At 71.0% G+C, this 17,827-nt stretch carries 18 protein-coding genes and 3 tRNA genes; 9 read left to right on the top strand and 12 right to left on the bottom strand.

Going from position 1 to position 17,827, the window contains the following annotated elements; translation table 11 throughout:
* Nucleotides 1-4: 4 nt before the first annotated feature.
* Nucleotides 5-1,888, bottom strand: a complete 1,884-nt coding sequence (locus JOB34_RS09730) for a hypothetical protein (protein ID WP_208052538.1) — start codon at nt 1,886-1,888, stop codon at nt 5-7.
* A 69-nt stretch (nt 1,889-1,957) separates the two neighbouring features.
* Between JOB34_RS09730 and JOB34_RS09725 the strand changes: the two genes are divergently transcribed.
* From JOB34_RS09725 to purM, 3 genes are all read left to right on the top strand, one after another.
* On the top strand, nt 1,958-2,197 hold the full coding sequence (locus tag JOB34_RS09725) for a hypothetical protein (protein ID WP_179483030.1): 240 nt from the start codon (nt 1,958-1,960) through the stop codon (nt 2,195-2,197).
* A gap of 33 nt (nt 2,198-2,230) precedes the next feature.
* Nucleotides 2,231-3,832 (top strand): amidophosphoribosyltransferase, encoded by a 1,602-nt coding sequence (gene purF, locus JOB34_RS09720; protein ID WP_208052537.1) that lies wholly within the window; start codon nt 2,231-2,233, stop codon nt 3,830-3,832.
* A gap of 185 nt (nt 3,833-4,017) precedes the next feature.
* Nucleotides 4,018-5,130 (top strand): phosphoribosylformylglycinamidine cyclo-ligase, encoded by a 1,113-nt coding sequence (purM, locus tag JOB34_RS09715; protein WP_208052536.1) that lies wholly within the window; start codon nt 4,018-4,020, stop codon nt 5,128-5,130.
* Between the two features lie 107 nt (nt 5,131-5,237).
* Here purM and JOB34_RS09710 read toward each other — a convergent pair whose 3' ends face one another.
* The 6 genes from JOB34_RS09710 to JOB34_RS09685 all read right to left on the bottom strand — a co-directional run bounded on the left by JOB34_RS09710 (nt 5,238) and on the right by JOB34_RS09685 (nt 7,676).
* Complete coding sequence (locus tag JOB34_RS09710; RefSeq protein ID WP_179483024.1) at nt 5,238-5,444, bottom strand: DUF3073 domain-containing protein; 207 nt, start codon at nt 5,442-5,444, stop codon at nt 5,238-5,240.
* Between the two features lie 135 nt (nt 5,445-5,579).
* Nucleotides 5,580-6,179: a copper resistance protein CopC gene (locus JOB34_RS09705; protein WP_208052535.1), complete on the bottom strand. Its 600-nt coding sequence runs from the start codon at nt 6,177-6,179 to the stop codon at nt 5,580-5,582.
* A gap of 101 nt (nt 6,180-6,280) precedes the next feature.
* Nucleotides 6,281-6,353, bottom strand: a tRNA-Phe gene (locus tag JOB34_RS09700).
* A 15-nt stretch (nt 6,354-6,368) separates the two neighbouring features.
* Nucleotides 6,369-6,442 (bottom strand) — tRNA-Asp (locus JOB34_RS09695).
* 28 nt (nt 6,443-6,470) lie between these two features.
* Nucleotides 6,471-6,543 (bottom strand) — tRNA-Glu (locus JOB34_RS09690).
* A 95-nt stretch (nt 6,544-6,638) separates the two neighbouring features.
* Nucleotides 6,639-7,676: a PHP domain-containing protein gene (locus tag JOB34_RS09685; protein WP_208052534.1), complete on the bottom strand. Its 1,038-nt coding sequence runs from the start codon at nt 7,674-7,676 to the stop codon at nt 6,639-6,641.
* A 326-nt stretch (nt 7,677-8,002) separates the two neighbouring features.
* Between JOB34_RS09685 and JOB34_RS09680 the strand changes: the two genes are divergently transcribed.
* Complete coding sequence (locus JOB34_RS09680; protein WP_208052533.1) at nt 8,003-8,467, top strand: hypothetical protein; 465 nt, start codon at nt 8,003-8,005, stop codon at nt 8,465-8,467.
* Nucleotides 8,468-8,598: 131 nt separating this feature from the next.
* On the opposite strand, the gene JOB34_RS09675 is transcribed toward JOB34_RS09680, so the two are convergent.
* The 3 genes from JOB34_RS09675 to JOB34_RS09665 are packed head-to-tail and all read right to left on the bottom strand — an operon-like array spanning nt 8,599 to nt 11,289.
* Nucleotides 8,599-9,564: a threo-3-hydroxy-L-aspartate ammonia-lyase gene (locus JOB34_RS09675; protein WP_208052532.1), complete on the bottom strand. Its 966-nt coding sequence runs from the start codon at nt 9,562-9,564 to the stop codon at nt 8,599-8,601.
* A 2-nt stretch (nt 9,565-9,566) separates the two neighbouring features.
* Nucleotides 9,567-10,046 carry a hypothetical protein gene (locus JOB34_RS09670; protein WP_208052531.1) on the bottom strand — a complete coding sequence of 160 codons (480 nt, stop codon included), beginning with the start codon at nt 10,044-10,046 and terminating at the stop codon, nt 9,567-9,569.
* A 10-nt stretch (nt 10,047-10,056) separates the two neighbouring features.
* Entirely contained in the window at nt 10,057-11,289 is a 1,233-nt protein-coding gene (locus tag JOB34_RS09665; RefSeq protein WP_208052530.1) for an MFS transporter, read from the bottom strand.
* Nucleotides 11,290-11,443: 154 nt separating this feature from the next.
* On the opposite strand from JOB34_RS09665, the gene JOB34_RS09660 reads away from it, so the two are divergent.
* The 4 genes from JOB34_RS09660 (at nt 11,444) to JOB34_RS09645 (ending at nt 14,235) form a co-directional block, all read left to right on the top strand.
* Complete coding sequence (locus JOB34_RS09660; protein ID WP_243757951.1) at nt 11,444-11,752, top strand: DUF1330 domain-containing protein; 309 nt, start codon at nt 11,444-11,446, stop codon at nt 11,750-11,752.
* Between the two features lie 195 nt (nt 11,753-11,947).
* Nucleotides 11,948-12,694 carry a CPBP family intramembrane glutamic endopeptidase gene (locus tag JOB34_RS09655; RefSeq protein WP_208052528.1) on the top strand — a complete coding sequence of 249 codons (747 nt, stop codon included), beginning with the start codon at nt 11,948-11,950 and terminating at the stop codon, nt 12,692-12,694.
* A gap of 19 nt (nt 12,695-12,713) precedes the next feature.
* Nucleotides 12,714-13,724 (top strand): NAD(P)H-binding protein, encoded by a 1,011-nt coding sequence (locus JOB34_RS09650; RefSeq protein ID WP_208052527.1) that lies wholly within the window; start codon nt 12,714-12,716, stop codon nt 13,722-13,724.
* A 43-nt stretch (nt 13,725-13,767) separates the two neighbouring features.
* A complete protein-coding gene (locus tag JOB34_RS09645) occupies nt 13,768-14,235 on the top strand; it encodes an SRPBCC family protein (protein WP_208052526.1) in 468 nt (155 codons plus the stop codon).
* 67 nt (nt 14,236-14,302) lie between these two features.
* Here JOB34_RS09645 and JOB34_RS09640 read toward each other — a convergent pair whose 3' ends face one another.
* Entirely contained in the window at nt 14,303-15,592 is a 1,290-nt protein-coding gene (locus tag JOB34_RS09640) for an alpha-hydroxy-acid oxidizing protein (RefSeq protein ID WP_208052525.1), read from the bottom strand.
* Between the two features lie 59 nt (nt 15,593-15,651).
* Here JOB34_RS09640 and JOB34_RS09635 point away from each other — a divergent pair, with 59 nt between their 5' ends.
* On the top strand, nt 15,652-16,515 hold the full coding sequence (locus tag JOB34_RS09635) for an oxidoreductase (RefSeq protein ID WP_347813813.1): 864 nt from the start codon (nt 15,652-15,654) through the stop codon (nt 16,513-16,515).
* Between the two features lie 68 nt (nt 16,516-16,583).
* On the opposite strand, the gene JOB34_RS09630 is transcribed toward JOB34_RS09635, so the two are convergent.
* Nucleotides 16,584-17,639, bottom strand: coding sequence for a M15 family metallopeptidase (locus tag JOB34_RS09630; RefSeq protein WP_208052524.1), 1,056 nt, complete (start codon nt 17,637-17,639; stop codon nt 16,584-16,586).
* Between the last annotated feature and the right edge of the window lie 188 nt (nt 17,640-17,827).

Below are 17,827 nucleotides of genomic sequence, written 5' to 3'. Positions count from 1 at the left end.
AGACCTAGCGCTTGCTGGGGTCCCAATGCCGGAAACCGCCGCGCCGGGCGGCCGCCTCGTCCTTGAACCACACGCTGGCCTCGGCGTCGTCGAAACCGGGCGACTCGGGTGTGTGGAAGGACATGTCGTTGTCGTCGCCCTTCACCCAGCCTTCGGGCCCCGAGCCGTCCTCGGCCGGAGCCGCGGATCCCGGGCCGAGGGGGCTGTCCTCCTCATCGCCGGCGGATGCCTCGTCGGAGCCGTCGGAGACGTGCTCGGCGGCGCGATCCGAGACCGGGCTGCTGGCGGCCGGGGCCTCCTGCGGGGCCTGGCTCGTCGACGGCGCGTCGTCCAGCGGCGGGGGCGGGGTGGCCCAGTCGTCGCCACCGCCCGCGGCAGGAGCATCGGCTGCCGGGGTGCCGGCCGGGGCGGGTTCGGCCCCGGCGTCGGCTGTCGTGGACTCCGACACCTGCTCTGTGGCGGGGGCCTCGTGGGCCCGCTCGGTGCGCTCCTCCGGCTGGTCGTCGTCGGTGTCCTCGCGCTGCTCGTCAGCAGCCAGCTCGCGGTCCTCGTCCCGTGCGGGCTCGGGCCGTGCTGCCTCCGCGGCCGGCTCGGCGGCGTGGGGAGCGGTGTCGTCCAGCGGCGGGGGCGGGGTGGCCCAGTCGTCGCCACCGCCCGCGGCAGGAGCATCGGCTGCCGGGGTGCCGGCCGGGGCGGGTTCGGCCCCGGCGTCCGCGGTCGTCGACGCCGAGACCTGCTCCGTGGCGGGGGCCTCGTGAGCGCGCTCGGTGCGCTCCTCGGCCTGGTCGTCGTCGGTGTCCTCGCGCTGTTCCTCGGCCGGCTCCTCAGTCTGTTTCTCGCGCTCCTCGGCCGGCTTCTCAGCGGCAGGGGCGCTGTCGTCCAGCGGCGGGGGCGGGGTGGCCCAATCGTCGCCTCCAGCAGCGGAGGGCGCGGCCGCGGCCGCGGGGGCCGGTTCCTCTTCGGCCGCGGGCTCGGCGGCCTCGGCGGGCTTGTCCTCGACCTTCGTGGCCTCAGCGGGTTCCTCGGCCGGCCTCTCAGCGGCGGGGTCGCTGTCGTTCAGCGGCGGGGGCGGGGTGGCCCAGTCGTCGCCTCCAGCAGCGGGGGGCGCGGCCGCGGCAGCGGGGGCCGGTTCCTCCTCGACCGCGGGCTTGGCGGCCTCGGCGGGCTTCTCCTCGACCTTTGCGGCCTCAGCGGGCTCCTCGGCCGGCTTCTCGGTGGTGGGTGCGCTGTCGTCCAGGGCGGGCGGCGCGGCGTCCCAGTCGTCGCCTCCGCCGGCTGCGGGCGCAGGGGGCGCCGGCTTCTCCTCGGGCTCGGACATCGCCGGCTCGGGGGCCTTCTCCGCCGACTTCCCGGCGGGGGCGCTGTCGTCCAGGGCGGGCGGCGGGGCGTCCCAGTCGTCGCCTCCGCCGACTGCGGGCGCAGGGGGCGCCGGCTTCTCCTCGGGCTCGGACTCCGCCGGCTCGGACTTCGCGGGCTCGGCGGCCTTCTCAGGAGTCTTCTCGGCCGCCGGCTGTGCGCTGTCGCCCACGGCCGCAGGTGCGGCGTCCCAATCGTCGCCACCGGCCGCAGCCGACTCGTCCTTCTCGTCGGGGGTGCGCGCCAACTCCGGCTGAGCCTTCGCGACCTCCTCGTCCTGCATGCTCGCGGCCTGCTGCTCCGCGGCCGGCTGCTTCTCAAGGGGCTTCTCGGCCGGCGTACGCGACTGCGACCCACCGGACTCGATCGACTGCGGCTCGGCCGCGGGCGCCTCCGCCACCTCCGGACTGGCCTTCCGGTCGCCGGAGACACCGTGGATGCCGATCGAACCGCCGCGCTTGGGATCGCGCAGCGCGATGTACAGACCTTCGGCAACGGCGATGATCGCCAGGACGAGGACGGCCCAGATCATGCGAACTCACTTCTACGGGTGTGGTGGGGGACGTCGTCACCCTAGCCAAACGTCACCTACGGTTGAGGGGTGTCCGACCACCGTCCGCCCCCGCTACGTCCGGTGCGCCGCGCCCCCAACATCGTCGCGTTCCTGCTGACCGGCGCTGTCATCGGCATCGCCATCGGCTCGCTGATCGGCGTACGCGCCAGCACCGGCAATTATTCGCACGGTACGGCGGTCGGTCTCCTCGCCGTGACCGGCGCGGTCATCGGCGCGGTCATCGGCGGTCTACTGGCGGTCCTGATGGACCACCGGTCCCTGCGCTGAGCGCACCCGCCGAGCCGTGGGACACTTGTCGACGTGACGCGCGGTGACGGCAGGCTCTCGCACGATCTGATGCCGGGGGAGAATCCCCAGGACGCCTGCGGGGTGTTCGGGGTGTGGGCACCCGGCGAGGACGTCGCCAAGCTGACTTACTTCGGCCTCTACGCGCTGCAGCACCGCGGCCAGGAGTCCGCCGGGATCGCGACCAGCGACGGCGAGAGCATCCTGATCTACAAGGACATGGGCCTGGTCTCGCAGGTCTTCGACGAGTCGAGCCTCTCCTCCCTGCGCGGCCACCTCGCGATCGGGCACAACCGCTACTCGACGACCGGCGGCAGCACCTGGGAGAACGCCCAGCCCACGCTCGGCGGCAGCGAGGAACGCACCGTCGCCCTCGCGCACAACGGCAACCTGATCAACACCGCCGAGCTGCGCGACCTGGTCGACGAGCAGCACGCCGGTCGCAAGATCGGCGGCGAGATCGGCCGCGGCAACACCTCCGACACCGCACTGGTGACGGCGCTGCTGTCCGAGCACCCCGAGCGCTCGCTGGAAGATGTCGCCCTGGATGTGCTGCCCAAGCTGCGCGGCGCGTTCTGCTTCGTCTTCATGAACGAGCAGACCCTGTACGCCGCCCGCGACCCGCAGGGGGTCCGACCCCTCGCGCTGGGCCGGCTCGAGCGCGGCTGGGTGGTGGCCTCGGAGACCGCGGCGCTGCAGACGATCGGCGCGAGCGTTGTCCGCGAGATCGAGCCCGGCGAGCTGATCGCGATCGACGAGAACGGTCTGCGGTCGCATAAGTTCGCCGAGGCCAAGCCCAAGGGCTGCGTCTTCGAGTACGTCTACCTGGCCCGCCCCGACGCCGTCATCCGCGGCCGCGTCGTCCACGAGGCGCGCGTTGAGATGGGCCGTCAGCTGGCCCGCGAGCACCCCGTCGAGGCGGACCTGGTCATCGGGGTGCCCGAGTCGGGCGTGCCCGCCGCCACCGGGTACGCGCAGGAGGCCGGCATCCCGTTCGGTCAGGGGTTCGTGAAGAACGCGTACGTCGGCCGCACCTTCATCCAGCCCAGCCAGACCCTGCGCCAGCTCGGCATCCGGCTGAAGCTCAACCCCCTCGAACATGCCATCCGCGGGCGTCGGATCGTCGTCATCGACGACTCCATCGTGCGCGGCAACACCCAGCGCGCCCAGATCCGGATGCTGCGCGAGGCCGGCGCGACCGAGATCCACGTGCGCATCTCCAGCCCGCCGGTGAAGTGGCCGTGCTTCTACGGCATCGACTTCGCCACCCGGGCCGAGCTGGTCGCCAACGGCCTGGACACGGAGGCCATCCGAGCCTCGATCGGCGCCGACTCCTTGGGCTACATCTCCGAGGACGGCATGATCGCCTCGACCGACCAGCCCGCGAGCGAGCTGTGCAGCGCTTGCTTCACCGGTGACTACCCGATCGCACTGCCGGAGGACGGCCGGATCGGCAAACACCTGCTGGAGACGCTGCCGATCGAGCTGCGGACCGGCCACGACGCCTCGATCGAGCACACCCCGGCGGACCGGGGCGAGGTCGACGGCCGGCGGGACGCCGACGGGGTGAATGTGGGAGTCGCGGGCGGCGGCAGCGGCGCCCTGCTGCACCCGTAAGACACCCCACAAAGTTCTCCGCTCCGCTCCGATACTTTGCGGGGGACCCCGACCGAGACCCGACGAAGTTCTCCGCTCCGCTCCGATACTTTGCGGGGGACCCCGACCGAGACCCCACGAAGTTCTCCGCTGCGCTCGGGAACCGACAGACTCCCCGTAATCCGACGAAACCATCCGAGGACACCATGACCGACGCCCCCATCACCTACGCCGGCGCCGGAGTCGACGTCGAAGCCGGCGACAAGGCAGTCGAGCTGATGAAGGCGTCCGTGCGGCGCGCGCAGCGCCCAGAGGTCATCGGAGGTCTCGGCGGATTCGCCGGCCTGTTCGACGCGTCCGCGCTGGCCGGGATGACCCGGCCTGTCCTCGCCACCTCCACGGACGGCGTCGGCACCAAGGTCGCCGTCGCGCAGGCCATGGACAAGCACGACACCATCGGGTTCGACCTGGTGGGGATGGTCGTCGACGACATCGTCGTCTGCGGCGCGGAGCCGCTCTTCATGACCGATTACATCGCGACGGGCAGGGTCGTCCCGGAGCGGATCGCCGCGGTCGTCTCCGGCATCGCCGCCGCCTGCGCGCAGGCCGGGGTGGCGCTCGTCGGTGGCGAGACCGCGGAGCACCCGGGCCTGCTCGAGCCCGACGAGTACGACGTCGCGGGCGCCGCCACCGGTGTCGTGGAGTACGCCGACCTGCTCACCCCGGACCGGGTGCGCGTGGGCGACGCGGTCCTGGCCGTCGCCTCCTCCGGCCTGCACTCCAACGGGCTGTCCCTGGTACGACGCGTGGTCGCCTCCGCCGGATGGGCCTGGGATCGCGAGGTGGCGGAGTTCGGCCGCACCCTCGGCGAGGAGGTGCTGACACCGACCCGTGTCTACGCCGCCGACCTGCTGAAGCTGATCCGCACCGACGGCGTCGACGTCCACGCGCTCTCCCACATCACCGGTGGCGGGCTCGTTGCGAACGTCGCGCGGGTGCTGCCCACCGGTGCCGTTGCCGTCCTGGACCGGTCGACCTGGTCACCGCCGCCGGTCTTCCAGGTGGTCGGTCAGCTGGGCCGCGTGCCGCAGGAGGACCTCGAGCGCACCCTCAACATGGGGGTCGGCTTCGTGGTCGTGCTCCCGGCCGAGCAAGCCGAGCAGGCGATCGGCGTACTCGATGCGCTCGGCCTGGATGCATGGTCGCTCGGACGCATCGAGGCGGCAGAGCAGGTCGACAGCCGCGCAGCGCAGGTGGTCACGGGTGCCAAGGGCACCACGGGCGGCGGCGCACAGCTCATCGGCCGACACCGTTCCTGACCGACCAACGTACCTGGGCCGGCCCAGCCGGCACAGCTGAGCGCCACACCGGCGGGTGTGGCGCTCAGGCTACGTTCACAGGCCCGACGGTACGGGTCTGACTCGCGTCAGCGACTGCCGGAGGACCATTGCGAATAGTCGCCCTGGCCGTCATCGTCGGAGTCGTCGCGCTCCTCCGCACGGGTCGGCTGCACGCCGTTCGTCTCGTGCGAACGCAACTCGCGCTGCAGAGCGCTGAGGTCGGTGTCGGGAGAGTAGTACTTCAGCTCCCGGGCAACCTTGGTCTGCTTGGCTTTGGCCCGGCCACGCCCCATGGCGAGACCCCCTCATGTCGATTCCTGGTAATTTGTCGTGGCCTCAACGGTACCTCAGGCTGGTCGCCCGACGTGTCGCGACCCGCGTCCACCTCCCGCGAACCGCGACGCCGGCCCTGGTATTCCGGACGGTGCTCAGGTGGCGCCGTTGGACGGCTCGTCGTCCTTGAGCCGGCGGCGTGAGACGACGACGCCGCCGGCGATGGCCAGAACGGCGATCACGACCGCGCCGATGATCAACCACGGTGCGTTGTTGGTCGCGTTGGTGGGCACCTGCTGGGTGGGCACCGGACTGCTGCTGGAGGACGCGCCGGCGGAGGACGTGGTGGTGCTGGAGGTGGCCGTGGCCGTCGCTCCCGCGGCAGGCGCCGCTCGGAAGGAGAACCCGCCGCTGACGGGGTGCCCGTCGTCGGAGGTGATCCGCCAGACGACCCGGTAGGTGCCCGCGGTCGTCGGCTGCGCCAACCGCACCGACACGACGTCGCCGGTGACTCGCAGGTCGCTGGAGACGACCTTGTCGCGGGGGTCCTTCACCTCGATGCGGGTGCCGGTCGAGACGACCTTCTCGGCAAACCTCAGCTGCACCGACGTCGGCGAGGTGACGCTGACACCGGACGCGGGCGTCGTACTCACCAGGCGGTCGTGCGCGAAGGCGGGGGCGGCGTACGAACCCCACAGGAGCGGTAGCAGCAGCAGGACGAGGAGCGCGAGAGGACGGGCGCGGCGATGGGTCACACGGGCCATCTTCGGTCATCCTGCAGGTCGTTGACCCAGGGGTCCGGCGCGTGGGAACCACGAAGGCCGCCCGGCGATGCGGGACGGCCTTCGCGTTCGGGTGGCCAGAGACGGGGTCGAACCGCCGACCTAGCGATTTTCAGTCGCTCGCTCTACCAACTGAGCTATCTGGCCCGGTACAAAACAAAGCGACCCCGACGGGACTCGAACCCGCGACCTCCGCCGTGACAGGGCGGCGCGCTAACCAACTGCGCTACGGGGCCTTGACAAAGCAAGACCTGCGTTACTGCGTATCCCCAACGGGATTCGAACCCGTGCTGCCGCCGTGAAAGGGCGGTGTCCTAGGCCGCTAGACGATGGGGACCCGCCTTCTCAGGATCACCACCGCGTGCCGCAGCTTCGGACCCGTTGAGGACGACCGCAACTATAGGGGGTGCTCCGGTGCGCGCCAAACCAAGGTCACCCGGAGGCCCAGTCGAGCAGCCGATCGGCCTCCCAGGTGGTCACGATGCGCTCCAGCGGCACCCCCAGGCGCTGGGCCCGTTCGGCCCCGTAGACCAGGAAATCCAGCTGACCCGGCGCGTGCGCGTCACTGTCGATCGAGAAGAGGCAGCCGGCCTCCATGGCGAGGGCGATGAGCTCGTCCGGCGGGTCGCGGCGCTCCGGCCGGGAGTTGATCTCGACCGCCACGTCGTGCTCGGCGCACGCCTCGAAGACCGCCTTGGCGTCGAAGGTGGACTGCTTGCGCTTCCCGCGGTCGCCCTCCACCAGGCGTCCGGTGCAGTGGCCCAGGATGTTGGTCCGGGGGTTGCGGACCGCGCCGATCATCCGCCGGGTCATCGCGTCCTTGCTCATGGCCAGCTTGGAGTGCACGGACGCCACTCGCACCTGGAGCCGTCCGAGCATGTCCTCGCTCTGGTCGAGCGAGCCGTCGTCCAGGATGTCGACCTCGATGCCACGCAGCAGTCGGAAGTCCTCGACGTGCCGGTCGATCGTGTCGACGACCTTCAGCTGCTGGGTGAGCCGCTCGGCGGACAGGCCGTTGGCGACGCGGAGGCGAGGGGAGTGGTCGGTGAGGACGAGGTACTCCCGCCCGAGTTCCATTGCGGTCGCGACCATCTCAGGGATCGGAGAACCGCCGTCGCTCCAATCGGAATGACAGTGACAGTCGCCTCGCAACTGTGCGGCGTACTCCTCACCACCCTCGACGAGCGGTCCGGACGTCTTCTCCTCCAGCGATGTGAGGTACGCCGGCTGCTCACCGGCCAGCGCCTCGCGCACCACCGCCTCGGTGGCCTTGCCGATGCCCGGCAGGCTCTGCAACGACCCTTCCGCCGCGTGCCGGTCCAGGTCCGCGCGCGATGTCGCGAGCACGGTGTCCGCCGCCTTGCGGAACGCCTGCACGCGGTAGGTGCCGGCCCGGGACCGCTCCAGCAGGAAGGCGATCCGACGCAGGGCGTCGACCGGCTCGATCGCGGCGTCGTCACTGGCAGCCATGCCCCCACCATGCCTTAGTCACCCCACGAAGTTTCGCTTCCTCCGCTGCGCTCCTCCAACGAATACTTCGCGAGGACCCCGACACGTCACCCCACGAAGTTTCGCTTCCTCCGCTGCGCTCCTCCAGCGAATACTTCGCGAGGACCCCGACACGTCACCCCACGAAGTTTCGCTTCCTCCGCTGCGCTCCTCCAGCGAATACTTCGCGAGGACCCCGACACGTCACCCCACGAAGTTTCGCTTCCTCCGCTTGCCCTTCGATACCGCTGCGCTCCGACGGCGCCGCTCTCGTCCGCGGGCGTAGCGGCCACGTAGGGTCGTCGGTCGTGAAGGCAGCGCTGGTGGTCGGGTGTCTCGCCGCCGTGCTGCTGTGGGTGTGGTTGGCCCGTCGCCGCTTCCAGGAGCGGCACCTGGCCTGGCTGGTGCGGCGTGCCAGGGGTGACATCACCCGCGCCCGCACCGTCACCGTCGGCGCGGAATCGGCCGCGTTGATCCTGGCCTGCGGCGTGCTCGCCCTGGGCGTCCTGAGCGAGCAACTCTGGGCAGCGTTCTACGTGCGGATCCCGGCAGCGGTGCTCGTCCTGGCGCTCTACGTGCCGTACGCCGCGATGCTGGCGCCCGTGCGCACCGCGGCCCGGCTGCGGCGTACCCCGCAGCAACGGATGGTCGACCTCGGCGCGCCCGCGCGGGTGGCGGACCGTATCGCGCGCGCCGGGCGGCCGTACGCCATCGCCGGTTCGGTGGTCATGCTGGCGGCGGTCTACGTGCTCTTCTGGCACCACATCGACTGATCGGCAGGATGGCCGGTTGGCGCAGGTGCGCGGTGTGCGTCGTCGGCCAGGGCTGCAGCACTGGCCACCAACGCAAACCGCCGGCGCGGGCGCACACCGTCGGGTCCGACGCCGTCCGCGGCGACCGTCGATCAGTCCGCGATGAGGGCCGCGTACCGGGCCAGGTCGACGTTCCCGCCGGACAGGATCACCCCGACCCGCAGGCCGGCGAGTTCGGAGCGCAGGCTCCGGGCGGCGGCGTACGCCAGGACGCCGGTCGGCTCCACCACGGCCTTGCAGGTGGCGGCGAGCGAGCGCATCGCGTCGATGAGCTCGCCGTCGTCGACCCGCACGATGTCGCGCACCTCTCGGCGGATGACGGGGAAGGTCAGCTCGCCCAGGGCGGTCGTCTGCGCGCCGTCGGCGAGCGTGTGGGGCACGTCGATCCGCACGATCCGGCCGGCGTCCAGGGACTGCTTGCCGTCGTCGCCGGCGGCCGGCTCAGCGCCGTAGATGACGGCATCGGGGCAGGTCGCCCGGACGGCGAGACAGGTGCCCGCCAGCAGCCCGCCGCCACCGAGCGGGGTGATCACGACGTCCAGCGGCCCGACCTGATCCAGCAGCTCCAGCGCTGCGGTGCCCTGTCCGGCGATCACGTCGGGATGGTCGAACGGCGGCAGCAGCATGGCACCCGTGCGCTCGGAGATCTCGGCCGCGATGGCTGCCCGGTCCTGCGTATGCCGCTCGTAGAGAACGATGTCGGCGCCATACCCCCGCGTCGCGGCCAGCTTGATGGCGGGCGCGTCGGACGGCATGACGATGGTGGCCGGTACGCCGAGGACCCGTGCCGCCAGCGCCACGGCCTGCGCGTGATTACCCGAGGAGAAGGCCACCACACCGGCCGGTCCGACCCGGGTGCTCAGGGCGTTGTACGCGCCGCGGAACTTGAACGATCCGGTGCGCTGCAGGTGCTCGGCCTTGAGGAAGAGGCGCAGGCCGAGGTCGGAGTCCAGCCGGGAGGAGGTGATCACCGGCGTGCGATGCGCGACGCCCTCCAGCCGCCCGGCGGCGGCGCGTACGGCCGCGATGTCCGGCGTGCTGCGGACCTGCTCGGGCACGGTCAGGACTTCTGCTGCTTCTCCAGCTGCTTGCGCGCCGCGGCTTCGGCCTTCTTGGTGCCGTAGTCCTGCGCCTGCTTGGCAGCGAAGACGATGACGACGGTGCCGACCGCCATCCAGATGCGCGGGTGCTTGATGCCCTTGCCGACCAGGAACTTCTCGGCTCGCGCGTCCATCTTGAGGCCGAAGCCGGAGCTGATGAGGGTCAGGCCACCCGCCGCGGCCGCGATGGCGGACCCGGCGGACGCGGCCGTGGCCGCGCGGGTGCGCGTGGGTTTGGTGCCGAGGTCGCCGCCGTCGTCGGAGTTGCCGCGCGACGCCAGGAAGACCGAGCCGGCGGTGCCGGCCGTGTTGGCGAGCCGCAACCCCCGGCGGCCCCACTTCGGCAGCCGTGCGGGCCGCAGGAAGACACCTGCCCCGGCGGCGGTGGCCGCGGCAGCGTTCTGGACGATCGGGGAGCGCAACAGGTCGGTAGAGGCCATGCGCGTCAGCCTATGCCGCGGCGTACGCCGTCTCGTCCACCTGCGAGCTGGGCCGGTGCAGCGCGCCCCGGGCGGTGACGGCGAGGACTGCGGCCAGTGCGCAGGCCGACACGGTGGTCGCGAACGCCCCGGTGGCACCGTGCGCGTCGGCGAGGTGCCCGGCGACCGTTGTCCCGCAGGCATATCCGAGCCCGGTGGCTGCTGCGAGGAGCGTCATCGCAGCGGCGACGCGCGGTGCAGGCGTGAGCGTCTCACCGAGCGTGAAGGTGGTGATCATGTACGGCGCGACGCAGAGGCCCAGCACGAGCAGCACCGGCACCAGCGTCACCAGTGAGTGCACGAGCAGCAGCGGGGTGGACAGCACGAAGAGGGCGACGGCGGCGACCCGCAGGCGCACGGCGTACCCGAACGACGCCGGGACCGCGGCCATGCCGATGCCCGCCAGCACGCTGCCCACTCCGAGCAGGGCGTGGAAGAGCCCGGCCAGAGGTGCGTGCCCGGCGTTCGTCGCGATCACCGTCGTGCCGGTCTGGACCGAACCGAAGACGGCACCGATCAGCAGCTGCGCCACGCAGAGGACGGCGATCGACCTGGTCACCAGGCGGGTGTGGGGCGAGTCGCCGGAGATGGCGCGCCGGGCGAGCGCCGCCGTGGGATGCAACGCGAACCAGGAGCCGAAGACCGCCAGGATCACCGCAGCCCCCTCGAGCGCGAACTGCGGCCCCGCGAGGGCTCCGAAGATGCCGACGAACGCCGGGCCGAGCACGAACGACGCCTCGTCGGCGGCGCCCTCGTAGGAGAACGCCGTGTCGACCAGGCGGACCGGATGCCCGCGCCGGGCGATGATCGGCCGCCAGCGCACCCGCGCCAGTGGTCCGACCTGGGGCAGCAGGAAGCCGGTGACGGCGCAGATCGCGGCGTCGGCCTGCCACGCGGTCCCCGAGCGGGTGAGGAGCACGACGAGCGCCAGCCCGATCGCACCGGCGACCGACTGGAAGAACGCGACGGGTCGCTGGCCGATGCGGTCGGCGGCAGAGCCGAAGAGCGGCGCTCCGATTGCGTTGGCGAGGGCGAGCGCACCGGCGCAGCCGCCGCCGATGCCGTAGCTGCCGGTGCGTCCGGCCACGAGCAGCAGGACGCCGAGTTGGCTCATGGCGAGCGGCAGGCGCGCGAGGAAGGCGATGGCGATGTAGCGGCGGCCACTGATGGCGAAGAGCGCCCGATAGGACGCGACGGGGGACATGCTCAGGTGACTCCGATGGTGCGGTCCGGTGCGCGACCTCCCACCCAACGGTCGCGCCATGTTCCCTGTGCGCCACCGACTCTACCGGCATGATCGGAGGCGTCCGCGCATCATGGGCGGCGCGGGACCGGGAGATTCGAGGGGCGTGCAGAGCATGGCGAAGGGTTATTGGATCGGCCGGATCGATGTCACCGATCCGGATCGGTACGCGGAGTACGCCGCGGCCAACGGTGCCGCGTACGCGGCGTACGGCGGTCGGCTGCTGGTGCGTGGCGGGGATTTCGAGGCCGTCGAAGGCGCCGCCCGGTCGCGCAACGTGGTGATCGAGTTCCCCTCGTACGAGCAAGCATTGGCGTGCTACCGCTCAGATCTCTACCAGGCGGCGCGCGCCCTGCGGGAGGATGCGGCGGCTATCGAGCTGATCGTGATCGAGGGATACGACGGACCCCAACCGGGTCGGTGATCCGCCCCCGGAGTGAGGTGGCGACCGGGGTGCGGCTGTCGGTGCGTCGGGCCGTGAGGCTCGATCGGCCCCCGGGCTGAACGGCATCGACCCACCGGCGTGGACGCAGTCGAACTCGTCCGTCTGAGGGTCGCCCGTGCTGATCTGGGCTGGTGGGGCCCCGCGGCCGCAGGACCGGCTGGCAGACTCCAGGGCATGAGTGCGTGGGATGCCGTGGTGGCGCGCGCCCGCGACTGGGTGGGCAAGGGTTCGCAGCTGTCGTGGGTCGTGCCGATCGAGCGCGACCACTGGGAGACGCAGCGGGAGTTCCAGCACCGCCGCAAGGTCACCGTCGTCACACTCGCGGTCGGGACCCCGGTGCTGCGCTACGCGTTGTCCCGCAAGCCGGGCAGCCGGGAGTTCTACGCCTCCACCCTCGTCCTCGCCGGCATCTGGGCCGGTGGAGCGTTCGCGTCGGGTCCGCTGCACGCCGGGTGGAGCAGCACCCGCAATCCCGGCAAGAACACCCGGCCCGTCGTGCGTCCGATGGCCATCGGTGCCGGCGCCGTCGTCTTCTTCGCCGCCGGCGCGGCGGTCATCGCCCGCATCCCGGCCCTGCGTCGCCCGGTGCTCGCCGTCCTCAACCACGCGCGCTTCGGTTCGCTGCCGGTGGTCGTGCCCCTCACCCTCATCACCGGGGTCGGTGAGGAGTTCTTCTTCCGTGGCGCGCTCTACGCTGCGACCAAGCAACCGCACCAGATCGCCGTCACGACAGCTGTCTACACCGTCGCCACCGGCATCACCGGCAACCCCATGCTCGTCTTCGCCGCAGGGGTCCTCGGCCTCCTGGTGGCGATCGAACGGCGCACCACCGGCGGCGTCCAGGGGCCGATCATCATCCACCTCACCTGGTCGACGGGCATGCTGCTCGTGCTGCCACCGCTCATCGAGTACCGCCGCTGAGGCGGGCCGTGCAGACCGCATGGACACCATGACTCCCGGCCGGGCCCTCGTGCTCGGCGCCACCGGGTACGTCGGCTCCCGGCTCGTGCCGCAGCTGCTGGACGCCGGGTGGTCCACGCGGGTCATGAGCCGGCACCCCCAGCGTCTGACCGACCGTGCCTGGAGCGCCCGGGCCGAGATCGTCGGCGGCGATGCCTCGAGTGCGGACGACATGGCGACCGCCTGCGCGGACGTCGACGTCGTCTACTACCTGCTGCACTCGATGGACGGCACCGGCGACTTCGCCCAGAGGGACCGTGAACTCGCGGACGTGTGCGCGCAGGTGGCCGCCGACGCGGGCGTACGACGCATCGTCTACCTCGGGGCGCTGCACCCGAGCGGTCCGCTCAGCCCGCACCTCGCTTCGCGGGTGGAGGTGGGGGAGATCCTGCTCGCCGGCGAGGTGCCGACGACGGTGCTGCAGGCGGCGGTGGTGCTGGGGGCCGGCTCGGCGTCGTTCGAGCTGCTGCGGCACCTGAGCGCTCGGCTGATCGTGGCGCCGGCGCCCGACTGGGTGCTGAATCGCCTGCAGCCCATAGCGATCCGTGACGCGTTGCACTACCTGGTCGAGAGCGCCGCAATGGGGCCGGACGTCAACCGGTCCTTCGACATCGGCGGCCCGGATGTGCTCAGCTACCGCGACATGGTCCTGCAGTACGCCGACATCGCCGGTCTGCGCCGCCGTCATCTGCTGACGCTGCAGGCCCCGAAGCTGCTGACCGGCATCGCCGGCGAGGTGGTCGGACGGCTGACGCCGGTGCCCCGGGGCGTGGCCGCGCCGCTGGTCGGCAGCCTGGTGCACGAGGTCATCTGCCACGAGCACGACATCGAGGACCTGATCGAGCCGGAGCTCGGCGGCCTGCTCAGCTTCGAGCTGGCCGTGCTCGCCGCGCTGGAGAACGAGGGGCGGGGCGAGCCCGGTCGGTTGCCCGAGCCGGGCGCCCAGGACCCGGCGTACCGGACGTCCGCCGACCCCACCTGGGCCGGTTGAGCGGCCCGATCCTGCTCTCTCACCGAGAATCTCGAAGGACACCATGACCCGATTCACCGCGCACAACCACTCGACCGCCGATGTCGACGCGTCGCAGGAGCAGATCTGGACGGCGCTGACCGACACCGAGCTGCTGCCCCGGCTCACGCCCTTCCTGAAGCGGATCGACGTCATCGACGGCAAGTGGGTGTGGACGCTGGCCTCGATCCCGGTGCTGACCAAGCAGATCTCGCCGAGCTTCACGGAGGTCATGACCTTCGAGCCGATGACGCACATCACGTTCACCCACGACCCGAGCAAGACCGACGAGCAGGCGGGAGCGGAGGGCTCCTACACGCTCACGCCGAACGGCGCGCGGACGCACCTGGCGATCGACCTGGAGGTCTCAGTGGACCTGCCGTTGCCCAAGCTCGCCAAGCCGGGCGTGCTGGCCGGGATGAACACGGTGATGGCGGCGATGGGCAGCAGGTTCGCCACCAACCTGCTCAAGCATCTGGACGCCACCCGCTGAGTCCGCCACATCGGGAGTACGCGCGCTCGATCCGGCGGGCGCGTACTCCCGATCCTCGAACCTGTCGTCAATGCGTCGCGGGCACCAGGATGTCCGGGGTGAACTGGTCGGTCGAGGTGAGCCCGGCGACCGCCATGCTGAGGTCGAACTCGGCCTGGAAGTTCCGCAGCACCTCGCGCACACCGTCCTCACCGGCCAACGCGAGGCCGTAGACGTACGGCCGGGCGATGCAGACCGCTGTGGCGCCCAGCGCGAGTGCTTTGAACGCGTCTGCAGCGCAACGGATCCCGCTGTCGAAGAGGATCGGCACCCGGTCGCCGATGCGCTCGACGACCGCCGGCAGCGCATCCAGCGAGCCGATCGCACCGTCGAGCTGGCGGCCGCCGTGGTTGGACACGATGATGCCGTCGACGCCGTACTTCAGAGCCAGCTCCGCGTCCTCCGGCGACTGGATGCCCTTGACGAGGATGGGCAGGTCGGTCAGGTCGCGCAGCCACGCCAGCTCCTCCCAGTTCAGCGACAGGCGCCCGAAGAGCTCCTGGAAGGTGCGGATCGAGGCCATCGGCAGCTTGGATCGCAGGTTGGCCCGGAAGTCACCGGGGTGGGCGCGCGCGATCGTCCCGAGTGAGCGCACCGCTGAGGGGGTCGGCCGCCGGTCGACGGAGGGAATCTGCCCCTCCTGCAATCGTTTCCGCGTAATGTCCTGGAAGACCGGGTCGGAGGTGTAGTTGGCGATGCCGCGGGCCCGGGCGAACGGGGAGTACGCGCGGTCCAGATCCAGCGTGCGCCAACCCAGCAGCATCGTGTCGAGGGTGACGACGATGGCGCTCGCGCCGATCGCCTCCGCGCGACGTACGAAACTGCGGGCCAGGTCGTCGTCGGCACTCCAGTAGAGCTGGAACCACCGCTCGTGGTCGCCGAGCTCGTCCGCGATCGCCTCCATCGGGTACGACGCCTGCGAGGAGATGATCATGGGCACGCCGCTGGCCCTCGCCGCACGCGCCACCGCGAGGTCGCCGTCCGGGTGGCACATCTCCAGCACGCCGACGGGCGCGGTGAGGAACGGACTGGGGTGCCGCCGGCCGAACAACTCGATGGACTGGTCGCGCTCGGACACGTCGCGCAGCACCCGGGGCACGAGTTGCCAGTGCGCGAAAGCGTTGCGGTTGTTGATGATCGTGCGCCCTGTGCCCGCCCCGGTCTCGACGTAGGACCGGGCGTCGCCGCTCATCGCGCGCAGCCCGTCGTGCTCCAGCCGATCCGGACTCACCGGCACCTTCGGCGTGGTGCCGAAGACGCCCGCCTGATAGATCTGCGACTGCACGCGGCGGCCGATGTCCCGCAGGGAGATGCTCATGGCGCTCACAATCGCACAGCCCTACCGGCCAGGCGGCGCCCCGGAGTAGCGTTTCGGGAGTGCTGAAATCCACATATCCCCTTGCCGGCCACGACGTCCACCGCATCGGTTTCGGTGCCATGCAGCTGCCTGGTCCCGGAGTGTTCGGACCGCCGCGCGATCACGACCAGGCGATCGCCGTCCTGCGCCGGGCCGTCGAGCTCGGCGTCGACCACATCGACACCGCCCAGTTCTACGGCCCGGATGTCTCGAACGAACTGATCCGAGAAGCGCTGCACCCGTACGGCGACGATCTCGTCCTGGTGTCGAAGGTGGGCGCCCGCAGGGATGCCGCCGGCGCATGGCTTCCCGCGCTGCAGCCCCAGCAGCTGAAGGAGGACGTGGAGGAGAACCTGCGCACCCTCGGCACCGAGCAGCTCGGCGCGGTCAACCTGCGGTTGCACGAGGACGACGGCTCGGTGCACGACGCGGAGCCGCAGGACGATCTGGCGGCCCAGCTCGAGGCGATGAAGCAGCTGCGCGACGAGGGCAAGATCGCCGGGATCGGCATCTCGACGGCGACGCTGGACCAGGTCCGCACCGCGCACGAGAGCGTCGGGCTGGTCTGTGTGCAGAACGCCTTCAGCTATGTCGATCAGAGCGACGCCGACGTACTTGACTACTGCACCGAGCAGGGCATCGCCTACGTGCCGTACTTCCCACTGGGTTCGGCCTTCCCGCAGATGCCCAAGGTCACCGACGACGACCAGGTCAAGGCCGTCGCGCAGCGGCTCGGCGTCACGCCGGCGCAGGTCGGGCTCGCGTGGCTGCTGCGCCGTGCGGCGAACGTGCTCCTCATCCCCGGCACGTCGTCCGTCGCACACCTGGAGGACAACATCGCGACCGGTGACGTCGAGCTGGCCGAGGGCGACCTCGCGGGCTGAGCCGGTGCCGACGTACGGCGGCGGTCCGGGGGACGTGCCCCGGACCGCCGCCGTCGTTCACACCTGTCTCAGCCCACGAACGTGTAGTGCCAGTACTCCCCGACGCCCGGCGTGGAGTACTCCTTGGGGCGCTGGAAACCCCAGTTGAGCGCGTTCGCCGTCAGCCACTTGTCCTGGGGCGTACCCCAGTAGTAGATCGAGGTCGAACCGCCCTTGGTGGTCTGGGTGTCGAAGTCGATCGCCTGCCCCAGCCCGTGATTGGACGTACCGGGCACAGCGGCCTGCGAGCCGAGCAGGTCGTAGTAGAACTGCTGCTTGACCAACGGCCGGTACGCCTCGGAGATGGACAGGTTGTAGCCGAAGGCGGCCTTGAACGCGGCATTCATGTTGGCCAACGAATCCCGTGCGGCACACGCCAGGTAGCGCGGGGTGGTGGGCTCCCAGGACGTGCCGAGGGCGCTGTCGGCCGCGCACATCTCCGCCGCCGGCATCACGCCGTTGTACGACGCCTGGTTGGGCGAGGTCTGGAGCATCGCCGTGCTGATGAAGCGGCCGGCGTACGTCCCGGAGGTGATCCGGAACCACGCGTAGTTGACGTAGGTGCCGGTGAACGCGACCCCCTGCTTGACGGTCGCCACGATCGCCGAGCGGTAGCTGTAGGACGCACGGATGTTGGGAGTCGCCCAGCCGGTGACGACGTACCGGGTGACGTTGGGGGTGGACACCACCGCGCTGGAGCCTGCGCCCGAGCCCAGCGGCTGTGCCGGGTTGGTGGTGGTGACGCTGTACGCGCTGATCCACTGCCCGGTGTACGTGCCCGAGGTGGCCTGCACCCACCCGGCCGTGCTGCCGCTGCCGAGGACGCCCGTGAACTGGTATCCGGTGCCCGGCCTCGCGACGAAGGTCGCGGTGTTGGACGAGTTCGCGCGGAACGAGGCGCCCGCGCTTCCGGTGTAGAGCGTCCACACCTGCGAGTCCGAGTGCCGGACGGCCGCGGGTGCGGTTGCGGTCTGCGTGCTGGCGTCGGGGTGGGGCTGTGCGGCCTGGGCCGGGCCGGCTGCGAGTGCGGTGAGGGCGGCGATGCCGATGGCCGCGCCGGCGGCGCGGCGGATGGCGATGACCATTGATGCTCCTTGAGGCGGGCGTGACTGGTGAGGTCACGAAACCTAAGGAGCGGAAGCGCATTGATAGCCGTTGTAATCCTGGTGAATTGGGCGGTTATCGGCGTGTCGCGTGGAATTCGGACTGGTTGTATGCCCTCTTTACTTGCGGTTGACCGACGGCAGATTCATCTTCGCAGTACAGGATGGAA

Origin of the sequence: Allobranchiibius sp. GilTou38 (genome assembly GCF_017565325.1) — a bacterium.
In the GTDB taxonomy this organism is placed as follows: Bacteria; Actinomycetota; Actinomycetes; order Actinomycetales; family Dermatophilaceae; genus Allobranchiibius; species Allobranchiibius huperziae.
Note: the sequence above shows the minus strand (reverse complement) of the source record. Positions and strands in the feature narration are given on the sequence as shown.

What these genes read in the sequence shown, in the direction of transcription:
- JOB34_RS09670 (WP_208052531.1), bottom strand. Translation starts at nt 10,046, where the DNA reads ATGGCCTCTACCGACCTGTTGCGCTCCCCGATCGTCCAGAACGCTGCC.
- JOB34_RS09640 (WP_208052525.1), bottom strand. Translation starts at nt 15,592, where the DNA reads ATGAGCATCTCCCTGCGGGACATCGGCCGCCGCGTGCAGTCGCAGATC.
- JOB34_RS09685 (WP_208052534.1), bottom strand. Translation starts at nt 7,676, where the DNA reads ATGGCTGCCAGTGACGACGCCGCGATCGAGCCGGTCGACGCCCTGCGT.
- JOB34_RS09655 (WP_208052528.1), top strand. Translation starts at nt 11,948, where the DNA reads ATGAGTGCGTGGGATGCCGTGGTGGCGCGCGCCCGCGACTGGGTGGGC.
- JOB34_RS09645 (WP_208052526.1), top strand. Translation starts at nt 13,768, where the DNA reads ATGACCCGATTCACCGCGCACAACCACTCGACCGCCGATGTCGACGCG.
- JOB34_RS09630 (WP_208052524.1), bottom strand. Translation starts at nt 17,639, where the DNA reads ATGGTCATCGCCATCCGCCGCGCCGCCGGCGCGGCCATCGGCATCGCC.
- JOB34_RS09710 (WP_179483024.1), bottom strand. Translation starts at nt 5,444, where the DNA reads ATGGGGCGTGGCCGGGCCAAAGCCAAGCAGACCAAGGTTGCCCGGGAG.
- purM (WP_208052536.1), top strand. Translation starts at nt 4,018, where the DNA reads ATGACCGACGCCCCCATCACCTACGCCGGCGCCGGAGTCGACGTCGAA.
- JOB34_RS09650 (WP_208052527.1), top strand. Translation starts at nt 12,714, where the DNA reads ATGGACACCATGACTCCCGGCCGGGCCCTCGTGCTCGGCGCCACCGGG.
- JOB34_RS09660 (WP_243757951.1), top strand. Translation starts at nt 11,444, where the DNA reads ATGGCGAAGGGTTATTGGATCGGCCGGATCGATGTCACCGATCCGGAT.
- JOB34_RS09665 (WP_208052530.1), bottom strand. Translation starts at nt 11,289, where the DNA reads ATGTCCCCCGTCGCGTCCTATCGGGCGCTCTTCGCCATCAGTGGCCGC.
- JOB34_RS09730 (WP_208052538.1), bottom strand. Translation starts at nt 1,888, where the DNA reads ATGATCTGGGCCGTCCTCGTCCTGGCGATCATCGCCGTTGCCGAAGGT.